This window comes from Rhizobium sp. BK251 (genome assembly GCF_004345245.1).
GTDB lineage: Bacteria > Pseudomonadota > Alphaproteobacteria > Rhizobiales > Rhizobiaceae > Rhizobium.
On sequence record NZ_SLUQ01000004.1, the window covers coordinates 379,054 to 399,763 of the forward strand.

At 63.5% G+C, this 20,710-nt stretch carries 19 protein-coding genes and 1 riboswitch; of the genes, 14 read left to right on the forward strand and 5 right to left on the reverse strand.

Annotation, left to right across the window (positions count from 1 at the left end):
- Positions 1-2: 2 nt before the first annotated feature.
- The 4 genes from EV286_RS11810 (at position 3) to EV286_RS11825 (ending at position 3,879) form a co-directional block, all read left to right on the forward strand.
- A complete protein-coding gene (locus EV286_RS11810; RefSeq protein ID WP_132957239.1) occupies positions 3-530 on the forward strand; it encodes a MarR family winged helix-turn-helix transcriptional regulator in 528 nt (175 codons plus the stop codon).
- Positions 531-643: 113 nt separating this feature from the next.
- Positions 644-1,294 carry a thiamine diphosphokinase gene (locus EV286_RS11815; RefSeq protein WP_132957241.1) on the forward strand — a complete coding sequence of 217 codons (651 nt, stop codon included), beginning with the start codon at positions 644-646 and terminating at the stop codon, positions 1,292-1,294.
- Between the two features lie 2 nt (positions 1,295-1,296).
- Entirely contained in the window at positions 1,297-3,123 is a 1,827-nt protein-coding gene (locus EV286_RS11820; protein WP_132957242.1) for an ABC-F family ATP-binding cassette domain-containing protein, read from the forward strand.
- 123 nt (positions 3,124-3,246) lie between these two features.
- On the forward strand, positions 3,247-3,879 hold the full coding sequence (locus tag EV286_RS11825) for a hypothetical protein (protein WP_132957244.1): 633 nt from the start codon (positions 3,247-3,249) through the stop codon (positions 3,877-3,879).
- A gap of 34 nt (positions 3,880-3,913) precedes the next feature.
- On the opposite strand, the gene EV286_RS11830 is transcribed toward EV286_RS11825, so the two are convergent.
- Entirely contained in the window at positions 3,914-4,549 is a 636-nt protein-coding gene (locus EV286_RS11830) for a TerC family protein (protein ID WP_132957246.1), read from the reverse strand.
- A gap of 171 nt (positions 4,550-4,720) precedes the next feature.
- A complete protein-coding gene (locus EV286_RS11835) occupies positions 4,721-5,635 on the reverse strand; it encodes a LysR substrate-binding domain-containing protein (RefSeq protein WP_132957248.1) in 915 nt (304 codons plus the stop codon).
- 164 nt (positions 5,636-5,799) lie between these two features.
- Between EV286_RS11835 and EV286_RS11840 the strand changes: the two genes are divergently transcribed.
- Complete coding sequence (locus tag EV286_RS11840) at positions 5,800-6,987, forward strand: MFS transporter (RefSeq protein ID WP_132957528.1); 1,188 nt, start codon at positions 5,800-5,802, stop codon at positions 6,985-6,987.
- Positions 6,988-7,019: 32 nt separating this feature from the next.
- Positions 7,020-7,850, forward strand: a complete 831-nt coding sequence (locus tag EV286_RS11845; RefSeq protein WP_132957250.1) for an aldo/keto reductase — start codon at positions 7,020-7,022, stop codon at positions 7,848-7,850.
- Between the two features lie 26 nt (positions 7,851-7,876).
- On the opposite strand, the gene EV286_RS11850 is transcribed toward EV286_RS11845, so the two are convergent.
- On the reverse strand, positions 7,877-9,679 hold the full coding sequence (locus EV286_RS11850) for an ABC transporter ATP-binding protein/permease (RefSeq protein ID WP_132957251.1): 1,803 nt from the start codon (positions 9,677-9,679) through the stop codon (positions 7,877-7,879).
- Positions 9,680-10,417: 738 nt separating this feature from the next.
- Positions 10,418-10,495, forward strand: a riboswitch (SAM riboswitch).
- Positions 10,496-10,542: 47 nt separating this feature from the next.
- On the opposite strand from EV286_RS11850, the gene metA reads away from it, so the two are divergent.
- The 6 genes from metA (at position 10,543) to EV286_RS11880 (ending at position 16,482) form a co-directional block, all read left to right on the forward strand.
- The gene (gene metA, locus EV286_RS11855) at positions 10,543-11,466 is read left to right on the forward strand and encodes a homoserine O-succinyltransferase (protein ID WP_132957253.1); all 924 of its coding nucleotides are present in this window, start codon (positions 10,543-10,545) and stop codon (positions 11,464-11,466) included.
- A 147-nt stretch (positions 11,467-11,613) separates the two neighbouring features.
- Complete coding sequence (locus EV286_RS11860; protein ID WP_132957255.1) at positions 11,614-12,639, forward strand: aldose epimerase family protein; 1,026 nt, start codon at positions 11,614-11,616, stop codon at positions 12,637-12,639.
- A gap of 129 nt (positions 12,640-12,768) precedes the next feature.
- On the forward strand, positions 12,769-13,542 hold the full coding sequence (locus tag EV286_RS11865) for a GntR family transcriptional regulator (protein ID WP_132957256.1): 774 nt from the start codon (positions 12,769-12,771) through the stop codon (positions 13,540-13,542).
- Positions 13,539-14,570 carry an SIS domain-containing protein gene (locus EV286_RS11870; RefSeq protein ID WP_132957257.1) on the forward strand — a complete coding sequence of 344 codons (1,032 nt, stop codon included), beginning with the start codon at positions 13,539-13,541 and terminating at the stop codon, positions 14,568-14,570. Before EV286_RS11865 ends, EV286_RS11870 begins: the two co-directional genes overlap by 4 nt.
- Positions 14,570-15,727 (forward strand): N-acetylglucosamine-6-phosphate deacetylase, encoded by a 1,158-nt coding sequence (gene nagA / locus EV286_RS11875; RefSeq protein WP_132957259.1) that lies wholly within the window; start codon positions 14,570-14,572, stop codon positions 15,725-15,727. The genes EV286_RS11870 and nagA overlap by 1 nt, the downstream gene beginning before the upstream one ends.
- Before the next feature lie 26 nt (positions 15,728-15,753).
- The gene (locus EV286_RS11880) at positions 15,754-16,482 is read left to right on the forward strand and encodes an SIS domain-containing protein (protein WP_132957261.1); all 729 of its coding nucleotides are present in this window, start codon (positions 15,754-15,756) and stop codon (positions 16,480-16,482) included.
- Positions 16,483-16,518: 36 nt separating this feature from the next.
- On the opposite strand, the gene EV286_RS11885 is transcribed toward EV286_RS11880, so the two are convergent.
- Positions 16,519-17,448: a MerR family transcriptional regulator gene (locus tag EV286_RS11885; RefSeq protein ID WP_245500695.1), complete on the reverse strand. Its 930-nt coding sequence runs from the start codon at positions 17,446-17,448 to the stop codon at positions 16,519-16,521.
- Positions 17,449-17,701: 253 nt separating this feature from the next.
- Positions 17,702-18,271: an elongation factor P gene (gene efp / locus EV286_RS11890; protein ID WP_132957264.1), complete on the reverse strand. Its 570-nt coding sequence runs from the start codon at positions 18,269-18,271 to the stop codon at positions 17,702-17,704.
- Positions 18,272-18,420: 149 nt separating this feature from the next.
- On the opposite strand from efp, the gene epmA reads away from it, so the two are divergent.
- Complete coding sequence (epmA, locus tag EV286_RS11895; RefSeq protein WP_132957266.1) at positions 18,421-19,485, forward strand: EF-P lysine aminoacylase EpmA; 1,065 nt, start codon at positions 18,421-18,423, stop codon at positions 19,483-19,485.
- On the forward strand, positions 19,482-20,534 hold the full coding sequence (locus EV286_RS11900; RefSeq protein ID WP_132957268.1) for a lysine-2,3-aminomutase-like protein: 1,053 nt from the start codon (positions 19,482-19,484) through the stop codon (positions 20,532-20,534). Before epmA ends, EV286_RS11900 begins: the two co-directional genes overlap by 4 nt.
- Positions 20,535-20,710: the final 176 nt, after the last annotated feature.

Here is a 20,710-nt window from a genome sequence, read left to right on the forward strand (position 1 = left end):
CCATGAATGAGACCCTGACCAAGATACGCGCGGCAGAAACCGCGGAGCCTGAAGATGAAGGCGTACCCCGCATCGGCCACAGCATGACGCGCATGCGGCTGATGACCGGACGGCGCCTGATAGGGCGCATGGCAATCCAGAATGCCGCTCCCGGCCTCGAACTGTCGCATCTCGACGTGCTCGATGCCGTGCGCCGTGCGCGCCCCTGCGGCGAGGTAACGGTCGGCACAATCGCCGAGATGCTGCGCATCGATCCGTCGCGGGCAAGTCGGGTGGTTGCCGACATGGTGGGCCGCAGCGTTCTCCGCCGCGAGGCTTCGCAAGCGGATGCGCGCCGCATTGTGGTGGTGATGACGCCGCTCGGCGAGAAGCTCATGGCGGAGATCAAGGCCCAGAAGCTCGCCCTCGTTTCGGAGGTCGTCAAGGATTGGCCACAGGAAGAGGTCGATCACTTCGCGGTGCTCTTCGAAAAGTTTATCGACGGCTACGAGGCGATTTTCCAGTCGCGCGACAAGGATACGCCCGGCTGACGAAAAGTGCGGCTGCCTTGATCTTGCTCGAACGCACCTATCGCTTCTGACACTGGGTGCTGGCCCCGACGCCTCTTCCCCTTCACCCCCCGTTTGCGCTATGGGCAATGCGCATGAGCCAATCCAGCTTCACCATTCTTCTGGGCGGCCCGCTAAGCCTGACCGACAGGCTGCACGCCGCCGTCAAGAACAGCCGCTTCATTGCTGCCGACGGCGGCATGCGCCATGCGGTAACGCTCGGCGTGGTGCCGGAACTCTGGGTCGGCGACTTCGATTCGACGACGCCCGATCTCCGAGATGCCTTTCCGCAGGTCCCGCGCCAGCCCTATCCTATTGCCAAGGCCGCTACGGATGGCGAGATTGCAGTTTCGGAGGCTATCGCACGCGGTGCAAGGCACCTCATTCTTGCCGGCGCGCTCGGCGGCGAGCGTTCCGATCACGCGCTTCAGCACCTGCTCTATGGCGTCGAACTCGCCGAGCAGGGCTACGACGTGATGATGACCTCCGGCGAGGAGGAGGCGACGCCGCTCCTTCCCGGCAGCACCGAGCTTGTCCTGCCTGCAGGCTCGCTCTTTTCCATCCTCGGCTTCAGCGAGCTTTCCGGCCTTTTCATAACGAACGCCCGCTATCCGCTTGAGGATTTCCATTTGCCCTTCGGTTCTTCCCGCACCATTTCCAATGTGGCCGAAGGCACGGTGCGCATTGCGCTTGCAAGCGGCCGGGCGATCGTGCTCGCCCGCCCCTATGACATGACTGGAGCCTGATCTTGGCACCCCCGATCCTCAAACTCGACGACATCTTCCTGAGCTTCGGCGGCACGCCGCTGCTTGCCGGCGCAGACCTGCAGGTGGAGCCCGGGGACAAGATCTGTCTGGTCGGGCGCAATGGTTCCGGCAAGTCGACGCTCCTCAAGATTGCCGCCGGCCTGGTCGAAGCGCAGTCGGGCGAAGTTTTCCGTCACCCCGGCTCCACGATCCGCTATCTGGAACAGGCGCCCGATTTCGCCGGTTACAAGACGGTCGCCTCCTATGCCGAGGCGGGCCTTGGCCCCGGTGACGATCCCTATCGCGTCACCTATCTCCTGTCCCATCTCGGGCTCACAGGGGAGGAAGACCCGACGATGCTCTCGGGCGGCGAGGCACGCCGTGCGGCTCTTGCCCGCGTGCTGGCACCGGAGCCGGATATTCTGCTCCTCGACGAGCCCACCAACCATCTCGACCTGCCGACCATCGAATGGCTGGAAGGCGAGTTGCAGAAGACCCGCAGCGCTCTCGTCCTCATCTCGCATGACCGCCGCTTCCTCGAAAAGGTTTCCACGGCCACCGTCTGGCTGGACCGCGGCATGTCGCGCCGCCTCGACAAGGGATTCGGGTATTTCGAGGCCTGGCGCGACCAGGTCCTCGAAGCCGAGGAACTGGAACAGCACAAGCTCGGCAAGGCGATCGAGCGCGAGGAACACTGGCTGCGCTACGGCGTCACCGCGCGGCGCAAGCGCAATATGCGCCGCCTTGGCGAGTTGCAGGGCATGCGGGCCCAATATCGCGGCCACAAGGGGCCGCAGGGTTCCGTGCAGGCAAGTGCATCCGACGCCCAGGAATCCGGCAAACTCGTTATCGAGGCTGAGAAGATCACCAAGGCCTATGGCGAGCGGATCATCGTCGCCCCGTTCTCGATCCGCGTCCATCGCGGCGATTGCATCGGTCTCGTCGGGCCGAACGGCGCGGGCAAGACGACGTTGCTCAAGATGCTGACCGGGCAGCTTGCGCCTGATAGCGGTACCGTAAAGCTCGGCACCAATCTGGAGATCGCCACGCTCGACCAGAAGCGCGAGGACCTGAACCCGGAAGAAACGCTCGCGCACTATCTCACCGACGGCCGCGGCGAGAACCTCCTCGTCAACGGCGAGCAGCGCCATGTGACGGGCTACATGAAGGAATTCCTCTTCCAGCCGGAACAGGCGCGTACGCCGATCAGGAACCTCTCAGGCGGCGAGCGCGCGCGATTGATGCTCGCCCGCATCCTGTCGCGCCCGACCAACCTCCTGATCCTCGACGAGCCGACCAACGATCTCGATATCGAGACGCTCGACCTGCTGCAGGAAATCGTCGCGGGCTTTGCAGGCACCGTCATTCTTGTCAGCCACGACCGTGATTTTCTCGACCGGACCGTGACCTCGACGATCGCGCCGGCCAATCCGGAGAGCCCGGATGGCCGCTGGATCGAATATGCCGGCGGCTATTCCGACATGCTCGCCCAGCGCCGCGGCGCCATCGAGGAACGGAAGAAGGCCGAGAGAACCGCAGAGAAGCCGAGGGCCACATCGCCGGCAGCTCCGGGCGATGCACAGAAGAGCAAGGCCAAGCTCTCCTTCAAGCAGAAGTTCGCTCTCGAGAACCTGCCGAAGGAGATGGCGAAGGCCGAGGGCGAAATCGCGGCCCGCGAGAAGAAGATGGCCGATCCCAACCTCTTCTCCAAGGATCCGGCTGCCTTCAACCGGCTTGCGGCGGAGATGGAAAAGCTGCGCGAAGGGCTCCTCAGGATGGAAGAGGAGTGGCTGGAACTGGAGATGCTGCGCGAGGAACTCGAAGGATAGCGAAAACCGCTCCCTTCGCACCTGGAAACTCACCATTCCTTGATTGGTCAGTCTGCCGGCCCACGCATAGATTGCCGTCGATCCGGCCATCTCACCTCCGGCACTCCACACGAGGATACAGCCATGCTCTCAGTGCGTTTCTCGAAGACCGCCGTCGCCCTCGCCCTTGGTGCATTCGTCACCTTCGGTGCCCTGCCGGCCGCACAGGCACAGGATGCCAATGCGCAGCGGGTGCGCGTGCGCGGCACGATCGAAAACCTCGCCGGCAGCACCTTGACGGTCAAGACGCGCGAGGGCACGACCGCGGCGGTGGCCCTCAAGTCCGGCTTTAGGGTCGGTACCGTCCGGAAGGCCTCCGCCGATGACATCAAGCCGGGAGACTTCGTCGGCATCGCGTCGCTGCCTGGTGCCACGGGCGACGCGGCCTTGGAGGTCGTGATATTTCCGGCTTCGATGAAGGGCACGGGCGAAGGAAGCCGCCCCTGGGACCTTAAGCCGAACAGCACCATGACCAACGCCACCGTCGCCAATGCGGTGAAGGCCGTCGCAGGACACACGATCACGCTCGCCTACCAGGGCAAGGAGAAGAAGATCACGATCCCCACCAGCGCGCCTATCGTGGCCCTCGCCCCCGCTTCCTCGGCCGACCTCAAGCCGGGCGCGCCCGTCTTCATGCAGGCCGAGCGCGGCGCAGATGGCACGATGAGCGCCACCCAGCTCGTGGTCGGCAAGAACGGCGTCGCGCCTCCGATGTGAGATCGGAATACCGGGTTGCCGCCTCGGGTGGAATTCAGTTCGCGAGCGAGGCGACCACCGGCATGAGATGCGGCCATACCTCGACCGCGCCGCGATAGATCATGTGGAGCGCGACATAGAGGATGATCGCGAGACCGGCATAGGCGATCCAGCGGTGGCGGTTGAGAAGGCGCGCGATGATGTTGGCGGCCGCGCCCATCATGGCAATCGAGAAGACAAGACCGATCACGAGGATGGTCGGGTGTTCGCGAGCGGCGCCCGCAACCGCCAGCACGTTGTCAAGCGACATGGAGACGTCGGCAACCACAATCTGGACCGCCGCCTGGAAGAAGGTCTTTTTCGGTGCCAGTGACTCGTCGCCGGCGCCCTCTGCATGTGCGGCTGCGCTTTCCCGCAATTCGCGCCACATCTTCCAGCACACCCACAACAGCAGAAGGCCGCCGGCCAGAAGCAGGCCGATGATCTCCAGGAGCTGGACCGTAACGCTCGCAAGCGCGATACGCAGGATGGTTGCGGCCACGATGCCGACCAGGATCGCCTTCTTGCGCTGTACGGGCGGGAGGCCCGCTGCGGCAAGACCGATGACAACGGCGTTGTCTCCGGCGAGCACCAGGTCGATCGCGATGACCTGAAAAAGTGCTAGCAATCCGGCCGACGTGAAAATTTCCATGATGCAGTGATCCTTGGGGGAATGCGCAAGGCGCGCCTTGGGGGATGGCAACGAATAGAACATGATTCGCCTGCTCGGCAAGCCACGTGACGGTTTCTCGCACTATTCGACCGTTTCGCGCGATGATTCCGCGTATCCCGCAAGGCCGGAATGGAGCGCGTCCGCCCCCATTCAGCTCCCACGGGCCCGCTTTGCGATGTGATCGACCAGGAAATCGACGAAGGCGCGGATGCGCAGCGCAAGGTGGGCATGGCCAAGGAAAACCGCATGCACGGGCTCCTTGTCGCCGGGGCTGAAGGCCTCGAGTAGGTTGATAAGGCGGCCGCTGTCGATATCGTCCTGGACGTGGAACTGGCCGATGCGGGCGATACCGAGCCCAGCCAGCGCCAACTGCCGCACCGTGGCACCGCTATTTGCCAGGAAGTTGCCGTGCACCGGGATCTCCAGGCGCTCTCCCGTCGCCGGATCTCGGAAAGGCCAGAGGCTCATCGCCTGGCTGAAGTTGAAGCCGAGGCAATTGTGGGATGCGAGGTCCTCCGGACGCTTGGGCAGGCCGTGGCGCTCCAGATAGGCCGGTGAGGCGATGACTGCGCGCTGGCTCTCGATCAGCTTGCGGGCCTTCAGGCCGGAGTCGCTCAGAATGCCCGCCCGGATGCCGACATCGGTTCGCTCTCCGATCAGGTCGACGACGCCGTCGCTGAGGGAAAGGTCGAGCTCCACCTCGGGATAGCGGGCCAGAAACTGCGGCACCAGCGGCACGACGAACCGCGTGCCGAAACCAACGGTGGCGCTGACACGCAGGCGCCCGCGCGGCACCGCCTTCCCGCCGGAAACCACCATGCGCTCGGTCTCGTCTATGTCGGCGAGAATACGCTGCGCCTGGCGGAAATAGATCTCACCCTCCGGGGTCAGCTGCAGCGCGCGGGTCGAACGCATGAGCAGCCGCACTCCGAGCCGCTCTTCGACGCGGGTCACCGTCTTGCTCACCGCCGAGGGAGAGAGAGCCAGCTGCCTGGCTGCAAGCGCGAAGCTTCCCTGCCTGATCGCTTCTACGACGATTTCCATTTCGCCAGCGCGATTGTCCATGGCCATTTTCCGACGTGAATTTTCTTCACCAGTGTCGTTCTATTCCACCCGATTATCAAGCCAATCTATCCGAACCATATTGCTTGGCGAATGAGACGGCATGGGCCGCCTCGACCGAAACCCGGTTTTTACGGAGTTTGATCATGGCCGGAAAATCTCTGGGCCTGCCGCCCGCACTTTTCGCGCTGACCATCGCGGCCTATGCCATCGGCACCACCGAATTCGTCATTGTCGGCCTTCTGCCGACCGTTGCAAACGACCTCCACATCACGCTGCCGCTGGCGGGACTTATCGTCAGCGTCTATGCCCTCGGCGTCACCTTCGGCGCACCCATCCTGACCGCGCTCACCGGGCGCATCGAGCGCAAGCCGCTGCTGCTCGGCCTCATGGCCCTATTCGTACTCGGCAATGCGATGGCGGCGCTGAGCCCGGGCTACGCGCCGCTGCTTGTCGCCCGCGTGCTCTCCGCCTTTGCTCACGGCGTGTTCTTCTCGGTCGGTTCGACGATCGCAGCGGACCTCGTGCCGGAGAACCGTCGCGCCTCGGCCATCGCCATGATGTTCATGGGCCTGACCGTCGCGATCGTGACCGGCGTGCCGCTCGGCACCTTCATCGGCCAGACCTTCGGCTGGCGCTCGACCTTCGCGGCCGTGGCCGTGCTTGGCCTCGTCGCCTTTGCCGGAATTGCCATCCTTCTGCCCGCAACCCTCAAGAAGGCGCCACCGGCAAGTCTCCTTGACCAGGTGCGCGTGCTCGGCAGTGGCCGGTTGCTGATGGTCTTTGCGATGACCGCGCTCGGTTATGGCGGCACCTTCGTCACCTTCACCTTCCTCGCCTCGATCCTCGAGGAAGTCACCGGCTTTGCCGCCTCGAGCGTCAGCCTGATCCTCGTGCTCTACGGTGTTGCGATCGCAATCGGCAATGTCGTGGGCGGCCGCTTGGCCAATCGCAGTCCCGTGAAGGCGCTGACAGGCCTCTTCATGCTGCAGGCGCTGGTGCTCGTCATCTTCAGCTTCACCGCCGTTTCGCCGTGGCTGACGATCCCGACACTTGCCGCGCTCGGCTTCCTGTCCTTCGCCAACGTGCCCGGCCTGCAGCTCTACGTGGTCGAGCTTGCCCGCCAGTATCGACCGGCGGCCGTCGACGTCGCCTCGGCGCTGAATATCGCGGCCTTCAACCTCGGCATTGCCGCAGGCGCCTGGATCGGCGGACTGATCGTCCAGTCCTCCCTCGGCCTCGGTGCAACTCCCTGGGTCGGCGCGATTCTCGTCGCCGTGGCCCTCCTCCTCACGCTCTGGAGCGGTGCGCTTGACCGCCGCTCCGGCAGCTTCGTCGCCCAGCCCGCCGAGTGAATCACACCAATCGCCACATGAAAGGAAAGACCATGAACTTCATAAACGCCAACGGCGCTACTATTCCCGCGATCGGCTTCGGCACCTTCCGCGTATCCGGCCCGGATACCGAGAGAATGGTATCCCACGCGCTGAAGGCCGGCTACCGTCATGTCGATACAGCCCAGATCTACGGCAACGAAGCGGAGGTCGGCGACGGCATCCTGCGCTCCGGCATCGCCCGCGCCGACCTCTTTCTCACCACCAAGGTCTGGGTCGACAACTATCCTCGCAAGGCCTTCCTCTCCTCGGTGGATGAGAGCCTGAAGAAGCTGAAGACAGATTATGTCGACCTGCTTCTCCTGCATTGGCCAAACGAGGCGGTTCCGCTTGCAGAGCAGATCGATGCACTCAACGAGGTTCGCAACGCAGGTAAGGTCCGCCACATCGGCGTTTCGAACTTCAACACGGCGCTGATGAACGAAGCCGTCGCCCTGAGCCCTGCACCGCTCGTCACCAACCAGATCGAGTATCATCCCTATATCGACCAGTCGCCCGTCATTGCCGCCGCCCGCGAGGCGGGGATGTCCCTGACGGCCTATTATGCGATGGCTGACGGCAAGGTATTCGCCGAGCCTGTGCTGCGGGAGATTGCGGCAGCCCACGACAGATCGGTCGCGCAGATCGTGTTGCGCTGGGTCGTACAGCAGGGCATTGCCGTGCTCTCCAAGACGGTCTCGGAAGCGCGCGCGACGGAAAATCTCGCCATCTTCGATTTCACGCTGACAAGCGGAGAGATGGCGGCGGTCTCCGCACTGGCGCACGGGAATGGCCGAATCGTAAGTCCCGATGGTCTTGCGCCCGTGTGGGACGTGGCCGCCTAAACGATTATGTGCTTGGTGTCGGCGGCCTAGACGAGGCTGCCGACCCTTCTTTCCGTCTCTGCCGGGATCGCCTCCAGATGCAGGACGCGCGGCTTCAGGACCTCGAGATAGATCTCCGAGCGGCCGATATAGATCATCGACGTACCCGGCATTTCAGTGAGCAGCTCGGCAAGAGCCCTCTGGAACTCGGGCTCGAGGCCTTCCAGGAATTCGTCGAATATGACCCAACGGGGCTTCGCGAGTATGAGGTGCGCGAAGGCGACGGCCTTCTGCTCGTCGTTGTCGAGGATCTTGTCCCAACGGGCCCGCGTATCCAGCCGTCCCTTCAGCCGGCCGAGACCGGCCTTGGCCAGCGCCGAGAGCACTTCGGCATCGCCATAGGCGCTAATGTCGTTCGGAAAGGCGATCGCCTGCCGCAACGTGCCGCCGGGAACATAGGCGACCTGCGGCATGAAGAGCATGTCTTCGGCAGGAGGCAGCCCTATCGTTCCTCCGCCGCAGGGCCAGAGTCCCGCAAGCGCCTGGAACAAAAGCTTCCGATTCACGCTGTGGTCGCCGTTGACCATGATCCGCTCACCGGTCTTGATCGACACGTCATGTTCGCGAAACCGGAAGCCGCCTTCGGACAGGCCTTCGCTGGATTTTGCCGAAATGCTGAGATCCTTGAGCGTCAGTGTACCCTTCGGGGAATCCTCGTAGACGATCGCATCCTTCGAATGGATTCCGGCATCCATCTCCAAAAGCGCCTGGCGGAAATCGGTAACGCGCATCAGGGTCGCGCGCCATTCGGCAATCGGGCCGAAATTGGCGACGTACCAGCGCAGCGCGGTGTTGACCTGGTTGAAGGCGCCGACCGACATCATCAGCTCGCCGAAGGTCAGGCCGCCGGAAAAATAGGCCGGCGCCGCGACCAGGATCGGCACGATCAGCACCAGCCAGCCATAACTCGCCGAAACCCAGGTCAGGTTGGTGTTGGCGATGGCAAGGCGGCGGATGACGGCGAGCACGGAACTGAGGTCGCCATTGATGCGCCGCCGCTCGTTCTCCTCGCCGCGGCCAATCGTGATCGAGGGCATGTTCTCGTTGGCATGCATCAGCGAGAAGCGGAGCTCGGCTTCCCGCGAGAAGCGGTCGGCATTGAGCTTCACCAGCTTCTGGCCGACGATCTTGCTGAGGATCGAGGCTGACCCCGCATAGAGGATGGCTGCCCAGACCATGTATCCGGGGATGGAAAAGCTCTCGCCCCACACATGGAACACGAAATCGGCCGAAAGCTCCCAGAGTACGCCGATGAAGCTGACGAGCAGGATCGTCGACTGCACGAGGCCGATCGTGAGGCCCGTCGTGCTTTCCGCCAGGTTGCGGGAATCTTCATGGAGACGCTGGTCGGGATTGACCCCGATAAGGCCCGAGGAAGCAAGGCGAAGGGCGCGCTTGCGCTGCAGCCATTGGTCGACGAGATCCCGAGACAGCCCTTCGCGCATGTAGAGCGAAGTCATCTGGTTGAGCCACGCCTGGGCGACGTTCAGAAGAAGAAGGGAGCCGACGATCAGGCCGAAGACCTGCAGCTGGTAGAAGAATTCCCCGAGGTCACGACGCTCGAGAGAATCGTAAAAGGGCGCGTTCCATTGGTTGAGGATGACCTGCGCGTAGGCTGTAGCCAGGATGATTGCCAAAAGCGTTGTCGAAAGGACAAGAACCTTGTGGCGCACCTCGGAGGCCCAAAACGCGGAGAACATAACCTTGAGCCGATCGAGGAGACTGAGGTCGTAGCCGACCCTATCTGCTCCCTGAATACTCGGCCTTACCTGCTGCACCTCATCTGCCATGAACACTTTCCCGTACGTCTATTCCCATCAGATATCACGGCGGAAGGTGTTGTCCATCCGCGGAATCTGCAGTCAGCCGGACAGGCACGACGGAAAATGTCCGCCAGGCTGAAATCTCTCGCCGCGTCACGCGGCTCGGCGATCCCTTGGGCCGCCGAAGGCTATCTCCTTCCCGGGCATCGGCGGAGCGCTTGTCGTCGCACTCCTGCCGGCAAGGCGGGGCGCTGCTTCCGGCTCATCCAGCCCGCCCCATACAGGGCCTCAGGTAAGCACCACGCGCCTTCATTTCAACGAACGGTCCTCCCCGTTCCCAGTCTTCTTCTGATTACCCGGCGGTCCCAATTTGCCTACGCGGGACCAATGATCTCCTCTTTCATATAGCGCACCGGCCCGCCGCGCGCTTGGGAAATACCGCCCTGATATTTCGCGGGGCGGACGACCGCCAAACCCGCGCACGCGCAGCCATGCCTCAAGCGCGCATCGCACTCAGGCCCATCGGACGCGAAACCGCTCGAAATGGGAACGTTCTCAATTGGCCATCGGCAAGCCACGTCCGGGCGGGCTCTATTTTTCTTTTGTCATTCGCCGCAGTCGAGAATCACCCGCCGCGAACACCCAGATTCTGGGGGAAGAGTGCCATATGCGAGCGAGAACACAAGGCCTTTTTCCGGCGTAGAAGGGCGGCCCTGCGCCACTCAAAGAGGTAGCGATTGATTCTCCGGCCATCTGGGGTTATTGAATGCACTCCGTGGTGATTTGGCCGGCCGGCTTGCAGCCACGTTAAATAAGTCGCTAAAGGGCCGCGTGCGGACCGGTAGCGATTTTTATCGCCGCCGGTTTTTTGTTTTTGAACGAGTGATGCCATGCCCATCAAGATCCCCGATACGCTCCCCGCATTCGAGACCCTCGCCCACGAAGGCGTGCGGGTCATGACCGAAACGGTGGCAATCCGCCAGGACATCCGTCCGCTGCAGATCGGGCTTCTGAACCTCATGCCGAACAAAATCAAGACGGAGGTGCAGATGGCGCGCCTCGTCGGCGCCTCGCCGCTGCAGGTGGAGCTTTCGCTGATCCGTATCGGCGGCCACAAGGCCAAGAACACCTCCGAGGATCACCTGCTCGCCTTTTACGAGACCTGGGAGGAGGTCAGGCATCGCAAGTTCGATGGCTTCATCATCACCGGCGCGCCGATCGAGACGCTGCCCTATGAAGAGGTCACCTACTGGAAGGAGATGCAGCAGATCCTGGACTGGACCACGACCAACGTGCATTCCACGATGAATGTCTGCTGGGGTGCGATGGCGGCGGTCTATCATTTCCACGGTGTGCCGAAGTATCAGCTGAAGGAGAAAGCCTTCGGCGTTTACCGGCACCAGAACCTCAAGCCCTCTTCGATCTATCTGAACGGCTTCTCGGACGATTTCGCCGTTCCCGTGTCGCGCTGGACGGAGGTTCGCCGCACGGACATCGAAAAGGTGCCGGCTTTGCAGATCCTGATGGAATCGAGCGAGATGGGGATATGCCTCGTCCAGGAGACCGCGGGCAACCGGCTCTACATGTTCAACCACGTCGAATATGATTCCACGTCGCTCGCCGACGAATATTTTCGCGACGTCAACGCTGGCGTGCCGATCAAGATGCCGCACAACTATTTCCCGCACAACGATCCGGCGCTGCAGCCGCAGAACCGCTGGCGCAGCCATGCGCATCTCCTTTTCGGCAATTGGATCAACGAGATCTACCAGACGACGCCCTATGATCTGGAAGAGATCGGAACCAAGGCCTGAGGTAGTTCACCTGTCTTGAACAGGCTGTCTTGTGGGAACCGCAAGGCGGCGGCCTCAATCATTTTTCCCGACGGACCGATTGCGGTTTCCGGCGAATGGAGGCACGTTCCAGCCTTGCGATTTCGATGAAGCAGTGGATGGTGAGACATGACCAAGAGCACGATGGAACGGGAAGTTTTCGGACACACGGCAGCGGGCGAACCCGTCTATCGCGTTGAGATCAAGGGCGGTGGCCTGACGGCAAAGGTCATGACCTGGGGTGCCGTGATCCAGGATTTGAGGCTCGAGAGTCACGCCGCGCCGCTGCTGCTCGGCTTCGACGACTTCGACAGCTATCCCGCTCACTCCTCCTATTTCGGCGCCACGCCCGGCCGCTGTGCCAACCGCATCGGCGACGGCAAGTTCACGCTCGACGGCAAGGCCTACCAGCTGGAACTCAACGAAAAGGGCGTCACGCATCTGCATGGCGGCAAGGACAATACGGCCAAGCGCAACTGGACGATCGTCGAACACGACCCGGACCGCGTCGTGCTGAAGATCGTCGATCCCGACGGCCGCGCCGGCTATCCCGGCAACTGCACGATCCTGGCAACCTACTGGGTCCATGGCAATGGCGAGCTGACAGTCAACTACGAGGCGACGACCGACCAGCCGACGCTCGCCAATATCTGCCAGCATGCCTATTTCAATCTGGGCGACCGCGAAGACACGCTCGACCATGACATCATGATTGCTGCAAACCACTACCTGCCGACGAACGAAAAGCAGGTTCCGACCGGTGAGGTTCGCCCTGTGGACGGGACCGGCTTCGATTTCCGCGAGATGTCGCCGATGAAGCGCTTCGTCGACGGCGAGCAGATGCTCTACGACCACAACTTCTGCCTCTCGCCGGAACGCACCGCCAAGCGTTCGGTGGTCCTCGCCCGCAGCGTCAGTTCCGGTGTTTCCCTGGAAGTCCGCACCACCGAGCCGGGCGTCCAGTTTTACGCAGGCTTCAAGCTCAACGTCCCGGTTCCCGGACACGATGGGCGCAAATACGGCCCGTTTGCCGGCTTCTGCCTTGAAACCCAGGTCTGGCCGGATGCCATCAATCACGAGGGCTTCCCCAACGCCGTGCTTCGTCCGGGCGAAGTGCTGCGGCAGGAAACGGACTACATCTTCTCGAAAAACTGAGGCGGTCGACAGGCCAGGCAGGCCTCACGCTCTTTTAGCCCTTCCGACCAGCGCCGCTCCCTCAGGGCGGCGTTTTTCTTTTCGGAACCTCCTTGCAAACTGGTACTAAATAGGTTCTATTATCTTTCCATGGATAGAACCAGTTTGATAGCGGAGCTGAGAGGGCGAGGCCTTGCCGAAGGCGGTTCGAACGGGCCGCTCTACAAGCGCCTCGCGTCGGCGCTGACAGGCCTGATCGACGAGGGCCTGCTGAAGCCGGGCGCCGCCTTGCCGGGGGAGCGCGATCTTGCCGAGGCTCTGCAGCTCGGTCGCGTCACGATCCGCACGGCCTATCGCGAACTCATGACGTCCGGCGCGCTGGAATCCCGTCACGGCAGCGGCACCTTTGTTTCGCAGAAGGTAGAGCGGATCGAGCAGTCGCTCTGGCGGCTTTCCTCCTTCTCTGCGGACATGCGCTCGCGCGGCCGTTCGCCATCTGCCAGGATCCTGTCGAAAGCCATCGGCAAGCCCTCGCCGGAGGAGGCCTTCCTCCTCGGCCTGGGCCTTGACGAGGAAGTGCTGCGGCTAGACCGGCTGCGGCTTGCCGACGATCTGCCGCTCGCAATCGAGCGTGCCGTCATTCCCGTCAAGTTCCTGGGCGAGAATGCTGCCGGCGACGGCTCCCTCTACGACGCGCTCGCCGGCAACGGATACCGTCCCGTACGGGCCTTGCAGCGGCTCACCGCCGTGACGCTCGATCCGTCGTCAGCCGCCATGCTGGACGTCAAGGTCGGCGCACCCGCGCTCCTTATCGAACGCGTCTCGCGGCTGGAGGACCAGCGCGTCGTCGAGTTCACCCGCTCGCACTATCGTGGCGATGCTTATGATTTCGTTGCAGAATTGAGAATTGGAGATGAGCTATGAGTGAGACCCAGTCCCTGATGCTGACGGAAGCCGGCGAGTCGCCCGCGGTCGTCGCCGCCCTTCTCGAGAAGGACCGACCGGCCCTTGCGGAGATCGCCAGGCTGTTTGCGTCCGCCCGCCCGCCTGTCGTCACGACAGCAGCGCGCGGTTCTTCCGACCACGCAGCCACTTTCTTCAAGTATCTCTTCGAGATCGCCTGTGGTGTGCCGGTCGCTTCGATCGGCCCTTCCATTGCCTCGGTCTACGGCGCAGAACTCAGTCTTAAGGGCGGCATCCATTTCACGGTCTCGCAATCCGGTGCAAGCCCTGACATTGTCGCCTTGCAGCAGGCCGCCAAGCGCGGCGGCGCGACCACCATCGCCGTCGTCAACGTCACCGACAGCCCGCTTGCCAAGCAGGCCGATATCGTCCTGGGGCTGAACGCCGGCCAGGAAAAGAGCGTCGCGGCCACGAAATCCTTCATAGCCTCGGTCGCCGCCCTGAGCGCCGTCACGGCGGCGGTCTCCGGCAAGGACGACCTGAAGGCAGCACTGGACAAGCTCCCCGAGGCACTGGCCGCCACCGCAGGCATCGACGCCAGCGCGGCGGAGGACGTGCTCTTCAACGCCTCTTCGCTCTATACATCGGGCCGCGGCCCGGCCTTTGCGATCGCGCTGGAGGCCGCTCTCAAGGCAAAGGAAACGGCGGGGCTGCATGCGGAAGCCTTCTCGCTTGCCGAACTCATGCACGGCCCGATGCGGCTGGTGCAGCCGGGCTTCCCGATCGTCGCCTTCGCTCCTGACGATGCGGCCTTTGAAAACAACGCCAAGGCATTGGAGCGTCTGCGGGGCCTCGGCGCCACCACAGTACCCTTCTCGACCCAGCCGCTCGCCGGCGTCAATCTGCACATGCCCTCGACTGGCAACGGCCTCATCGACCCGCTCGTCGCCCTGCTCTGCTACTATCGCCTCATCGAGGCGGTCACCCGCCGCAAGGGCTTCGATCCCGACAAGCCGGCCAATCTCCTCAAGGTCACGGAGACCGTCTGATGACGTACCAGGTCTTTTCGGGCGCACGCATTTTCGACGGCGAACGCTTCCATGACGATAGCGTTCTCGTCGTCGGCAGCGGGCGCGTGCAGGCGATTGCCGCTGCGAACGATGTTCCGCCCGGCGCCGAAGTCGTTCGTCTCGAAGGCGGCGTGCTTTCGCCCGGCTTCATCGATGCCCAGGTCAATGGCGGCGGCGGCCGGATGCTGAACGACGAGCCTTCGCCGGCCTCGATGTACATGATCGCCGAGGGCCACAGGCCCTACGGGACGACCTCGCTGCTGCCCACGCTGATCACCGACACCGGTGAGGCGACGGCGGCGGCAATCGAGGCAGCGGTCGAGGCGGTGAAGGCCGATCGCGGTGTCGCCGGGCTGCATCTCGAAGGACCGCATCTCGCTCCGGCTCGCAAGGGGGCACATCTCGCCGAACTCATGCGGCCCGTCGAGGACCGCGACGTCAAGGCCTTCATCCGGGCGCGCGAGGCGATCGGCGCGCTGCTCGTGACCATGGCCGCCGAACAGGTCACGCCTCGCCAGGTCCAGGCGCTCAGCGAGGCCGGGGTGATCGTCAGCATCGGCCATTCGGATTGCACCAGCGTGGCGGCGGATGCCGCCTTCGATGCCGGCGCGCGCGGCGTCACCCATCTCTTCAATGCCATGAGCCAGCTTGGCCACCGCGCACCCGGCCTCGTCGGGGCGGCGATCGACCACCCTGCAGTCTGGTGTGGCATCATCGCTGACGGCCATCACGTGGACCCGAAGGCGCTGCGCACTGCGCTTCGCGCCAAGCGCGGCGAGGCACGGCTCTTCTTCGTCACCGACGCCATGTCGCTGGTCGGTTCGAAGGAGGACAGCTTCACGCTGAACGGCCGGACCGTGCGGCGGGAGAAGGGCGGCTTCTGCTCGAAGCTCGTGCTTGCCGATGGAACGCTGGCCGGCTCGGACGTCGACATGGCCTCGACCATCCGCTATGGCGTGACCTATCTGGAGCTGACGCTCGCCGAGGCGCTGCGGATGGCGACCACCTATCCGGCGCGGTTCCTCGGTCTTTCCGATCGGGGCCATCTGCTGCCCGGTGCCCGCGCCGATCTGGTGCATCTGAACGACGCCATCGAGGTGAAGGCGACCTGGATCAGCGGCCGACTATCCGCCTGACCAGCCAGCCAATAGGAGAAACCGGCATGAGCTCGATCACCGAGACCTATTTCGCTGATATCATTGGCCGCCTGCAGTCGCTGCAGCACACGCTGGCGGAACCGATGGCGCGCGCGGCGCAGGCAATATGCGAGGCGGCGCGCAACGATCGTCGCGTCTATGTCTTCGGCACCGGCCATTCGCACATGCTGGCGGAGGAGGTGCATTACCGCGCCGGCGGCCTCGCCTTCACCATCCCTGTCCTCGTCGGCTCGGCGATGCTGCATGAGGGTGCCGTCATCAGCTCGGTCTACGAACGCACCGAGGGACTCATCCGACCCGTCTTCGAGCGCTACGGGATGCAGCCGGGCGACGTGCTGGTCATCGCCTCCAATTCGGGTGTCAACGCGGCGCCCATCGAGGCGGCCGACTACGGACGCGAGATAGGCGCGACAGTGATTGCGATCACGTCCGTCGCTTATTCCACGGCCGCCGCAAATGGCCGCAGGCGGCTGGCGGATATCGCCGACATCGTCCTCGACAACGGCTTGCCGCCGGGCGACGCGGTAATCGGCCTGCCCGGCAGCGATCTAAAGGTCGGTCCGGTTTCTACGGCGATCGGCGTGACCGTCCTCAACGCGATCTTCGCCGAAGTGGCGGCAGAACTGGCCAAGGCGGGCGATCCGCCGGTCTATCTGAGTGCCAACATGCCCGGCGCCAAGGAGATCAACCAGCGACTGGTAAAGAAGTACCGGCCGCGCAACCCGCACCTCTGAATCGACGAGACCAGCGCAACAGCAGCCGCGGTCGCTTCAAGCCACCTGCGGCCGCGACGCGATCATGCCTTCCGTGCGGGCGCGCACCTCAGGCGGAGCCAGGCACGAGGCGACGACTTCATAGCCCGGCGCTCCGGGATAGGGTGCCACGAAGACCGGAGGACTGTGATTGGCCGGGCAGAGGATGATCGCCTCCTGGGGCAAGACGTCATTCAGATCGAGAATTGCGCAGGAGCGCGTCATCAGGAAAAGCGGCCGTGAATCCGTTCTGCGATGACGCAGATATGCGGCAACGGCCTCCTGCGAGGATTGGTCGAGCCCATGCTCGACCATGTCGATCACCAGCGCTGAACCGCTATCGGATTCCAGCGCGACGACGAGAGCGACGAGCGGCGGCGAGATCGTGGCGCCTTCCTCTATAAGCCAGTCCATGACCTCCTCCACCCGTTGAGCCAACGCGGCGTCCGCCTCTAGCCTTGCACGGGCTTGTGCCGCCTCGTCCTGGAAACGGTCGAGCTCCAGAAATAGCGCCTCCGGCAAATTCTCGGCGATAGCGCGGGCAAGCCGCGTCTTGCCGCTGCCGAGCGAGCCGACAATGTAGGTGAGCGGTCGGATGTCATGCAGCTCGAATTCCTCGCCACCCCACGGCCAGGGAAGCCTGAACGTCGTGCCGATCTCAGATTTCTGCCGCATCAGCCGCATCAGATCTCCGGCATCAACCGTCCGACCGGCGGCGACTTCGGTGCGCAGCGCTCGCACCTTGGCGACCGTGGCGGAGAGTTCGATTATGCGCTCTTCGAGCGCCGCCTGATGGACCGTCAGCGCCGATTCCATGGATTGCGGATTGCCCTTCAGCACGAGGCCGACCTGCGCCAGACTGAGGCCGAGTGCGCGCAGCGAGGCAATTTCGGCGCCTCTTGCCATTTGCGCGGGACCGTAGGCGCGCCATCCGGCCGACGTGCGCACCGGAACGAGCAGCCCGCGTTGCTCATAGAGGCGCAAGGCCTTGGGGGGAAACGCCGAGCCGTCTGGCGGCTTCGGAGGGGCTGAAGAACTGTGCGGAGTAGCTCACGAATCACCTCGTTGTTCGTTGACCACATCCTTATGGGAGCGAGCCCAAGGGCCGGGTCAACTGCTCGTTTCCGGTAACGCGTTCATCAAACGAAAGCGGCCCGAAGCGCGAGGCTTCGGGCCGCTCGAATTTTGCAGGCAACGCAACTTAGTTCTTGGCGCGCTCGACGTAGGAATTGTCTTCCGTCGCGATGACGACACGTGTGCCGGCATCGATATGCGGCGGCACCATGGTGCGCACGCCGTTCGAAAGCATTGCCGGCTTGTAGGAAGACGACGCCGTCTGGCCCTTGACGACCGGCTCGGTCTCGACGATTTCCAGCGTGACGTGGCGCGGCAATTCGATCGCCAGCGGTACGCCCTCATGGATCGAAAGGATGCAGGTCATGCCTTCCTGAAGGAAGGCCTTCTGGTCGCCCATGGTATCGACATCGACGACGACCTGGTCGTAGCTCTCCGGGTTCATGAAGTGGAAGCCTTCGCCGTCTTCATAGAGGAACTGGAAGTTCACGTCCTCGACGAAGGCGCGCTCGACCTGCTCGGTGGTACGCCAGCGCTCGGACACCTTCACGCCGTCGACGATGCGGCGCATGTCGACCTGGGTGACCGGCGTGCCCTTGCCCGGATGGAAGTTCTGCGCCGTGAGAACGACATAAAGCTTGCCGTCCACATCGAGCACGTTGCCCTTGCGGACCGAAGAGGCGATGACCTTGACCATAAGACTTCCTTGTAACTCGGCTTTCGGCGTCGTAGAGGACTGGCGAAATGGCCTCCGGGACGCGATTGTTTTTTCGTTGGGGGCGGAACTAAACTAAAATCGCTGAAATTGCCACCCCATCCCGGCCGATCCGACGAAGAAAGCTTGCGATGAACCCTCCGAGCGCGAAAGCCTCTCCCTGGTGGACGCCGGCAGTCCATGCCGACCGTCGCCCCTTCCTCATCGGGCGCAACGCCATCCAGGCGGCACTGCGTGGTTATTTCGCCGCCGAGGACTTCATCGAGGTGGACACGGCAACGCTGCAGGTCTCCCCCGGCAACGAGGCGCATCTGCACGCCTTTTCGACACTCGCGGTGACGACCGATGGGCAGGCCGAGCCGTTCTACCTCCACACCTCACCGGAATTCGCCTGCAAGAAGCTCTTGGCGGCAGGCGAGCCGCGGATAAGCTGCTTTGCCCATGTGTATCGCAACCGCGAGCGTGGGCCGCTGCATCACCCCGAATTCACGATGCTGGAATGGTATCGCACCGGCGAGACCTATGAGAGCCTGATGGCCGATTGCGCCGGCATTCTCGCCCTAGCCGCCGAGACGGCGAAGGCGCGAAAGTTCACCTATCGCGGTTTCGAGATCGACCCCTTTGCAGAACCTGAACGCGTCAGTGTCGCCGAGGCCTTCGAACGCTTCGCCGGCATCGACCTGCTGGCGTCGATCGCGGCCAACGGATCGACGGATCGGACGCGGCTGGCATCGGAGGCCGGGCGCGCCGGGATCCGCGTTGCGGACGACGACGGTTGGGCGGATATCTTCAGCCGCATCCTCGTCGAAAAGGTCGAGCCCCGTCTCGGCTTCGGCCGCGCGACGATCCTCGACGAATATCCGGTTTCGGAGGCCGCCCTTGCTCGCCCCTCAGAGCACGATCCGCGCGTTGCCGAGCGCTTCGAGCTCTATGCTTGCGGCGTCGAGCTTGCCAACGGCTTCGGCGAGTTGACCGATGCGGTTGAACAGCGCCATCGCTTCGAAATCGAGATGGCCGAGAAGAACCGCGTCTATGGCGAACGCTATCCGCTCGACGAGGATTTCCTCGAGGCGCTGGCAGTCATGCCGGAGGCGAGCGGCATCGCGCTCGGTTTCGACAGGCTCGTGATGCTGGCGACAGGTGCCTCGCGCGTCGACCAGGTGCTGTGGGCGCCGGTCGCGGAGTATGGCCGATGAACCTCATGCGTTCGATCAAGAGCGTCGACGACCTCTCAAGCGCCGGGCTGATCGAGGAAGCCGAACGGCTGGCGCTGCAGGATGTGGCGGCGCGCTATGCTATCGCGTTGACGCCGACGGTCGCAAAGCTCATCGATCGCAACGATCCTCAGGATCCGATCGCGCGGCAGTTCGTCCCCGATGTGGCCGAACTCGTCGTGGCACCGGAGGAGCGCGCCGATCCGATCGGCGACCATGTCCATAGCCCCGTCGAGGGCATCGTTCACCGTTATCCCGACCGGGTGCTGCTGAAGGCGGTCCATGTCTGCCCCGTCTATTGCCGCTTCTGTTTCCGCCGCGAAATGGTCGGCCCGCAGGGGCTCGGCACGCTTGACGCCGCCGCCCTCGCCGCCGCATTCGACTACATTCGTGCACACGAGGAAATCTGGGAGGTCATCCTCACCGGCGGCGATCCGCTGGTGCTTTCGCCGCGGCGCCTTGCCGAAATCGTGGGCGAACTTGCCGGTATCGAGCATGTGAAGGTGCTGCGCTTCCACACGCGCGTGCCGGTCGTCGATCCGCAGCGGATCGATGCGGAACTGATCGACGCGTTGAAGGCGAGCGGCAAGACACTCTACGTGGCGCTTCACGCCAATCATCCGCGGGAGCTGACCGCCGAGGCGCGCGCCGCTTGCGCAAGGCTGGTCGACGCGGGCATCGTCATGGTCAGCCAGTCGGTGCTGCTGAAGGGCGTGAACGACGATCCCGCGGTGCTGGCAGACCTCATGCGGGCTTTCGTCGAGAACCGCATCAAGCCCTACTACCTGCACCATCCGGATCTTGCACCCGGCACCAGCCATTTCCGGCTGACGATCGAAGAGGGCCAGACGATCGTGGCCGCACTCCGGGGCCGCATATCCGGCCTCTGCCAGCCGACCTATATCCTCGACATTCCCGGTGGACACGGCAAGGCGGTGATCGGCGAGGGCGCGATCAGCCGAACAGGGGAAGGCTGCTATTCCGTGTCCGACTATCGCGGTGGCGTGCACCCCTACCCGCCTCAGGGGTGACCGCAAACCGCGCCGAACACAATCTGAAGTTGATATTTCTGTGCAATTGGTGGCGCATTGATGCGCCGTTGCTGTATTGTAGCGATACCAAGTGCTGCACCCGCGAAATCCGGTTAAAGCCCCGCAAACTCAAGCAATCAAGCACATCGCCGAGGCTCGGCTTGCCACGCGCGCAC